General features: G+C 51.0%; 1 pseudogene. It reads left to right on the top strand.

The annotated features are described in order from the left end of the window. A pseudogene (locus QWT87_RS21155) lies at positions 1-416 on the top strand (hypothetical protein); the annotation flags it as partial.

The following is a 416-nucleotide window of genomic DNA, read 5'->3' as shown; positions in this document are numbered from 1 at the left end:
ATTGGAAACCACCGTTACGCAAACCGTTGGCGGTGTTACCAAAACACTGGGCAAAACAGAAACGGTGTACCCGGCTTCCCTTCCTACGCCTCAGGCAGGAAACCTCGTGCTTCCGTTATCCCAGAAATCGTATGATAAACTCAGCGGTACTTCATCCACTGATGTTACCTACGACAGATACGATGAAAAAGGAAACCTTTTACAGTACACCACCAAGGACGGAATTCCGGTAGCCGTTGTCTGGGGATACCACAAAACCCAGCCCATTGCCAAGGTGGAGGGAATCACTTACGACCAGCTGACCTCCGCAGTTCCGGTTTCAGGGATTGTAACGGCTTCCGACAATGATGCCGCAGATCCTTCACAGGAAAGCCTTCTTCTGGATGCCCTGAACAGCTTCAGAAAACAGTCGGCTC

The sequence above is a fragment of the Chryseobacterium urinae genome (assembly GCF_030518295.1).
In the GTDB taxonomy this organism is placed as follows: Bacteria; Bacteroidota; Bacteroidia; order Flavobacteriales; family Weeksellaceae; genus Chryseobacterium; species Chryseobacterium mucoviscidosis.
The sequence above is the reverse complement of the archived record's forward strand: the minus strand, read 5'-3'. Positions and strand labels throughout refer to the sequence as shown.